At 27.0% G+C, this 6,926-nt stretch carries 7 protein-coding genes; all 7 read right to left on the reverse strand.

Going from position 1 to position 6,926, the window contains the following annotated elements; genetic code table 11:
• Positions 1–504, reverse strand: a 504-nt coding sequence (locus Q5F54_RS08895; protein ID WP_302334264.1) for an insulinase family protein, incomplete at its 3' end; no start/stop codon positions are given.
• 57 nt (positions 505–561) lie between these two features.
• A complete protein-coding gene (locus Q5F54_RS08900; RefSeq protein ID WP_288305605.1) occupies positions 562–1,200 on the reverse strand; it encodes a hypothetical protein in 639 nt (212 codons plus the stop codon).
• Positions 1,201–1,260: 60 nt separating this feature from the next.
• On the reverse strand, positions 1,261–2,121 hold the full coding sequence (locus Q5F54_RS08905) for a RelA/SpoT domain-containing protein (RefSeq protein ID WP_281537902.1): 861 nt from the start codon (positions 2,119–2,121) through the stop codon (positions 1,261–1,263).
• 172 nt (positions 2,122–2,293) lie between these two features.
• Positions 2,294–3,424, reverse strand: a complete 1,131-nt coding sequence (locus tag Q5F54_RS08910) for a C40 family peptidase (RefSeq protein ID WP_302334265.1) — start codon at positions 3,422–3,424, stop codon at positions 2,294–2,296.
• Positions 3,425–3,650: 226 nt separating this feature from the next.
• Positions 3,651–5,954: a glycoside hydrolase family 65 protein gene (locus tag Q5F54_RS08915; protein ID WP_302334266.1), complete on the reverse strand. Its 2,304-nt coding sequence runs from the start codon at positions 5,952–5,954 to the stop codon at positions 3,651–3,653.
• A 21-nt stretch (positions 5,955–5,975) separates the two neighbouring features.
• Positions 5,976–6,635: a beta-phosphoglucomutase gene (gene pgmB, locus Q5F54_RS08920; RefSeq protein WP_281537905.1), complete on the reverse strand. Its 660-nt coding sequence runs from the start codon at positions 6,633–6,635 to the stop codon at positions 5,976–5,978.
• A gap of 47 nt (positions 6,636–6,682) precedes the next feature.
• Positions 6,683–6,926: substrate-binding domain-containing protein (locus tag Q5F54_RS08925; RefSeq protein WP_302334267.1), on the reverse strand; the 244-nt coding region annotated here is incomplete at its 5' end.

Raw genomic sequence — 6,926 nt, forward strand, 5'->3', positions numbered from 1 at the left:
CATTTCATTATATACAACACCTTTATATGTTAATTCATCTTCTTTTTTCTCAAGGTCATAATGCCATCCTTCTTGCATAAGTATTTCTTTAGTTTTATATATATTTGGATAAAATACTGCATCTAAGTACACATCCATTAAATTAAAGAAATCTTTTTCATTTTGACTTGCTATAGGATATATTGTTTTATCGCTAAATGTCATTGCATTTAAAAATGTATTTAAAGAACCTTTTACAAGTTCAACAAATGGCTCTTTAGTTGGGAATTTTCTAGATCCACATAATACACTGTGTTCTAGTATATGCATAACACCTGTGCTATCTTCTGGAGGTGTTTTAAATCCTATTGAAAATACTTTATTAGTATCATCATTTTCCATATGTAAAAGTCTTGCACCTGTTTTTTCATGTTCAAATATTCTAGCTATAGAATTTACTTCTTTTATATTTTCTTCTCTTACAAGTACAAATCCATTATAATTTGTGCCTATTTTATAATCCATTTTAGCCTCCTTAGCATAATTTTATTTATCTATTTATTTTTGCTATAATATATATATTTATTCCCTATTTTTTAATAAATAATTGTTATTATCTATTTTAAATCCATATTTTGTGTATAGTTTATTTAAGTCTTCCTGACTTATAACACTTTTAAAAGGTATTGCTCTTCCTTTTAGGATTTTTATAGGTTTAAAATTATAAGTTTCACTATAGTTATTATAGTTTTTTAATCTACTATTTATGTTATCTATAATAAAGTTCAAATTATCTAGTAACATAGATCCATATCCATTTTTTCTATTTCCAGATACAAATTCTTCTAAATATAATATACCACATTTTTCCTGATAGTATGTAGCTTTCATATAAGTATCATATTTATCGCCTATTATTATTCTTATATCAATATTTAAATTTATATATATTTCGTTTATATCAAATTTGCTTACTAAACAAACTAAATTATTAAATTTATCATACCTTGTATAAAATTGTATATCACTTGAATCCTTTATATGTTTCTTCAACTTTTTTATTAGTTTAACATAATAGTTATACTCTTTAACTTTTTCTTCGTCATATATATCTTTTTCTTTTGCAGGTATAGTTTTATATTTACATTTTATTATATATTTAAAATTTTTAGATACTAAGTTAGATTTGATTTCTTCTATCCTACTTTCTAAATCTATCATAAAACCCCCACATATAAGTATTATTTAATAAATCTTATATATGAGGGTTATTAATTATAACTAGTTTATTATACTTTCTATATTTTTTATAAATAACTTTTTATCTTTTTCATCTAAAGCTTCATTTTTTAATATATTTTCTTTAAGCTCTAATATCTTTTTATTTTTTTCTTCTATTTTTTTATTGTATTCACTTTCTATATCTTTAAAATTTTTACTTAATAAATTTATTAAAGATGCCATTTCATCAGAGCTTCCTGCTATTCTATTAAGCAACATTAGGTTTTGTTCAAGTATTTCTGGTATCTCATTTAGTGAATATCTAAGTTGATGATCAATTTCTCCATACCCTTCTTCAAATATAGTTCTAACTTGTACTTCTATTATAACTTTTTCTGTAGTTGGATATGATTCTATTAAGTAATGAACTGAACGGTATCCTGATAATCTTGAACAAACTTCAATACCTAATTCTTCAAATGTCTTAGTATTATCTCCTTTTCTAATATTTGCAACTATCTCATTTACATTCCACATCTTAGTTATAAAGTTATGAATTTCTTCCCAATCTTCTTTAAATATATGTATTACTCTTATTCCTACTAAATCTGTTATTTCATCTTTATAATTTTCTACTGTAAAGTTAAAATCCTGTCCATATTTTCTTCTTCTATCTTCTGTTTTTCTTATAATCTTTTCTATTAAATGATTCTCATCTTTAACACGTGCTTTAACAGAGTGTACTTTTTTATGTTCCCTAAGTATATTTGAAATTAAATTTGCTTGAGTTTCATAACTTTTTCTATACATGCTATAGTCATTATAAATTTTTTCTAATTCATTCCAGTCTATATTGTTATCTATTAAAAATTTTTCATCTATATTATACTCTTTTAGAAATTCATCTTTATTAAGTACCATAATAGCCTCCTTAAGTAAAAAATATGATATTAAAATACTTTTCTATTCATTAATATAGTAAGCATATTTTAATAATAAATAAAGAAATTTAAATATTTTTATGCAAAAATACCTCAATTGAAAGATTATAAATCTATCTTTTGAGGTATTTATATAAAGTATTTAATTTATATTATAAAACTCTTCTTGCTCCTACATATGCTTTGTTCCAGTAGCTGTTGTTTATGCTAACTTTCTCAACATTTTTACCATTTCTTGGAGCATGTATCATTTGTCCATCTCCTACATATATAGCAACATGTGTTATATTACCAGTTCCATCAGTACTTGAGAATATTAAATCTCCTGCTTTTAAGTTTGATCTACTTACAGCTACTCCTGCGCTGTATTGATCAGACGAAGTTCTAGGCAATGTTATACTAGCTGCATTTTTATATACATAGTATATAAGTCCTGAACAGTCAAAACTATTAGGTCCTTCAGCTCCCCATACGTAAGGCTTCCCTAATTGCTTGTGAGCTAAATCTATTACTGCTTGTACTTTATTAGTAGATGGTGTTGATGTCTGTTCAACCACACCATTTGCTAAGTAGCTTCCACTTACCCATCCTATTGTTCCATTTGATGTTTTTATTTTTTTCCATCCATTTGATGCACTTTCTAGAACATCTACTACTGTTCCATTTGATAACTTTGTTATTACTGAATAACTTGTTCCTGCTCCTTTTCTCATATTTAGCGAGTCTGTATTTACTGTTGCTTTATATGATGTTTGTGATGTTGAGTTATTTGTTGATGAGTTTCCAGCTGATCCTGTTGTTAAGTATTCTCCACTTACCGATCCTGTTGTTCCACCTGATGTTTTTATCTTTTTCCATCCATTTGATGCACTTTCTAGAACATCTACTACTGTTCCTTTTGGTAACTTTGTTATTACTGAATAGCTTGTTCCTGCTCCACTTCTTACGTTTAATGAAGTTGCAGTTACTGTTGCTTTTGTTGTACTTGTTGATGGTTGTGAAGTACTTCCTGAAGAAACTTTTATATAATCTCCACTCACCCATCCTATTTTTCCATTTGATTCTTTTATTTTATGCCATCCATTTGATGTTTCTAATATTTCTACTTTATCTCCTTTGTATAGCTTAGTAGTAATACCATAACTTGTACTTGGTCCGCTTCTTACGTTTAATGCATCAGCCGTTACTGTACCTTCATTTGAATTTGCAAATGAAGCTGTAGCTGATAATGCAAGGGCCATAACAGGTACGCTTACTCCTATCGCAATTTTTCTATTTAACATAATCAATCTCCTTTAAAATTAACAGATAATGTATCTTTTTTGTAACCTTTTGTATAATATATTTTTATTCATATACATCCATTATATAACATTTATGATTATTTATTCAAGGTATTTTGTTGACTCATGAAAATATTGGTCCATATCTCTCATATTATAATGAAATTTTAATTTTTATTTAGTATATAAAAAAAGTATGACGCCTTATGTATTAAGGCGTCATACTTTAGTTTAATGCAACATCTTTATTATCTATATATTCTTTATTTTTTACTATATATTTTTTATCATAAACATTAATTTCTATATCATTACCTTCTAAATTAGTTATATTTACACCGTCTTTATTTCCTTCTACTTTAAGTTTATTCTCTCTATAGTTTATATTAAAGCTATAACTATTCCATTTATCAGGAAGCTTCGGACTAAATGATAAAGTTTGATTATTTGTTTTCATACCTGCAAATCCTTGAACTATAGATAGCCATGCACCCGACATAGATGTAATATGAAGTCCATCTTCAGTATCATTATTATAATTATCTAAATCAAGTCTAGCTGTTCTTGAATATAGCTCATAAGCTTTATCAAGATTATCTATTTCACAAGCAATTATAGAATAAATCGAAGGAGATAGCGATGACTCATGAACAGTATACGTTTCATAGAAATCAAAGTTTCTTTTCTTTTCATCAAAAGTAAATTTATCACTAAAGTAATAAATTCCTTGAAGTACATCTGCTTGTTTTATAAAGCATGATCTAAGTATTTTATCCCATGACCAATTTTGATTTAAAGGTAGATTGCACTTTGGTAAATCCTTTACCTTTATAAATTCTTTATCTAAAAAATCATCATGTTGAACTATTATATCTAACTCTTCATCATAAGGTAGGTACATTTTAGCTGATATATTTAACCACGTTTTAACCTCTTCTTCAGTTACATTATTTCTATTTACTGATTCTATACACTCTTTTTCTAACTTAGATATATTTTCTGCTGCATATTCTAAGCACCATTTAGCTAGATAGTTAGTGTACCAGTTGTTATTTACATTATTATCATATTCATTAGGACCTGTTACTCCATGAATCATATATAAATCTTTTCTTTTATTTAAGTGCACTCTACTTGCCCAAAATCTTGCAACTTCAACTATTACATCTATACCGTATTCTTTTATATATTCATAGTCTCCAGTATAATTAGTGTAGTTGTATATCGCATAAACCATAGAACCATTTCTATGAATTTCTTCAAAAGTTATTTCCCATTCATTATGGCACTCTTCACCATTGAATGTAACCATTGGATATAAAGCTCCATCTAAGCCTAGCTTTTTAGCATTTTCTTTTGCTTTATCTAACTGATTATATCTATATAATAAAAGATTTCTTGATACTTCTTTAGATGCTACACCAAGATAAACTGGGATGCAATATGCCTCTGTATCCCAATAAGTTGCTCCACCATATTTCTCTCCTGTAAATCCTTTTGGACCTATATTAAGTCTTGAGTCATCTCCATAATATGTTGAAAGTAATTGGAATAAATTATATCTTATCCCTTGTTGTGCTAAATCATCACCATCTATTTTTATATCTGCTGTTTCCCATCTTTTATTCCATGCTTTACTTTGTTCCTGTAAAACTATTTCATACCCCTTATTTGCTTCTTTACTTAATATACATTCAGCTTTTTCTACAAGTTCATTTTCCTTATAGTCCCTTGTAGTAGTTATAGCAACATACTTTTCTATAGATATAGTTTCACTTTCTTTAATATCAAATACTAAAGTATTATCACTATAGTATTCTTTATTTGAGTAAGTATTTTTTTTAGCATCTTTATTGGATTTAATATTCATAACTGATGCTATAGTAAACACTTCTGTATTAAATGGATTATCTTTAGTTCTAGCTACTACACTACCATAGTTTTCTTTAGAATCTGTACTAACGTTAACCCAGAATGCTTCATCATAATTTGAATCTTCATTTTTTACATTTGAGTCTAAATATGGACAAAACATTACTTCTCCATCAAAATTTAATGCTTTTATCTCATACTTTATAACTCCTAATTCTTTAGCTACTATACTTAAGAATCTTGTAACTTTAGCTTCTATTTCATATCCATCTATGTTAGCTATAAATTTTCTAGTTAGAGTACCATTTTTCATATCTAACTCTCTATAAAAATCTTTTACCTCGGCTTTTCCTAAATCTAATATTTTTCCATTTATATATACATCAATACCTATAAAGTTTACACTATTTGGCACCTTACCAAAATAATTAGGATATCCATTTTTCCACCATCCAACACGTGTTTTATCAGGATACCAAACCCCTCCTATATAAGATCCTCTATGAGAGTCCTTACTATAATATTCTTCATAATTACCTCTCATACCCATATATCCATTACCTATACTCATTATGGATTCAGCTAATCTATTTTCTTCAAACTCTATTTTATCTTGAATTATCTTCCACTCATCAATAGTGTTAAATAAACGCTTCATACATATCCCCCTGTTAACTTTTTATTTATTAAATATATCCATTAATGTATCAAATTCTAAATATGTTGTATCTTCTACTACTAAATTTGCATTTTTTAATGTTTCTTTATCTCCAACTCCTACAGAATACATTCCTGATGTATTTATTGCTTCAATTCCAGAATATGCATCTTCTATCCCTATACAATTTTTAGCTTCAACATTTAAACCATTTAAAGCCATAAGGAATATATCCGGCGCAGGCTTACTATTTTTACATTTAGATGCATCTGCTATAAAATCAAAATAATTAACAAGTTTCAAATTATTAAGCACCATAGTCGCATTTTTACTTGCTGATGCTAATCCTATTTTTATATTATTCGATTTTATATTTTCCAATAATTTACTTATTCCTGGTAATATATCTTTAGGTGTTATATTTTCTATTAAGGATACATAGTACATATTTTTATCATTTGCCATTTTTTCTTTTTCTTCAATAGTAAAATCATTTTTCTTATTTCCATGTACAAGTATCCTCTCTAAAGATTCCATTCTACTTACACCTTTTAATGTTTCATTAAATTCTCTATCTATTTCTATACCTATTTTATTTGCTAATTCTTTCCATGCAAGGTAGTGATACTCTGCTGTGTCAGTTATCACTCCATCTAAATCAAATATAAATGCATCTATCATACTCCCAATTCCCCTTAAATTTAACTTTTTATTTAGAGTTTATATCATTATATAAAGGATTCTCTCTCTATAAATTCTGTATCTACTATATAGTGTCTTTTTGCATGCTCTTTACCTTCTAAGTTATTTATAAGCAATTTTGCAGCACTATATCCTAACTCATAGGAATTTATATCAACTGTAGCAAGTGGTGGATTTTGATATGCTGATAAAGGTGTGTTATTAAATCCTACTATCGATATATTATCTATATTTTTTAGTTTTAATTCTTTCATAATACCAAAAGCTATA

Source organism: uncultured Romboutsia sp. (assembly GCF_958366745.1).
Taxonomy (GTDB): domain Bacteria; phylum Bacillota; class Clostridia; order Peptostreptococcales; family Peptostreptococcaceae; genus Romboutsia; species Romboutsia timonensis.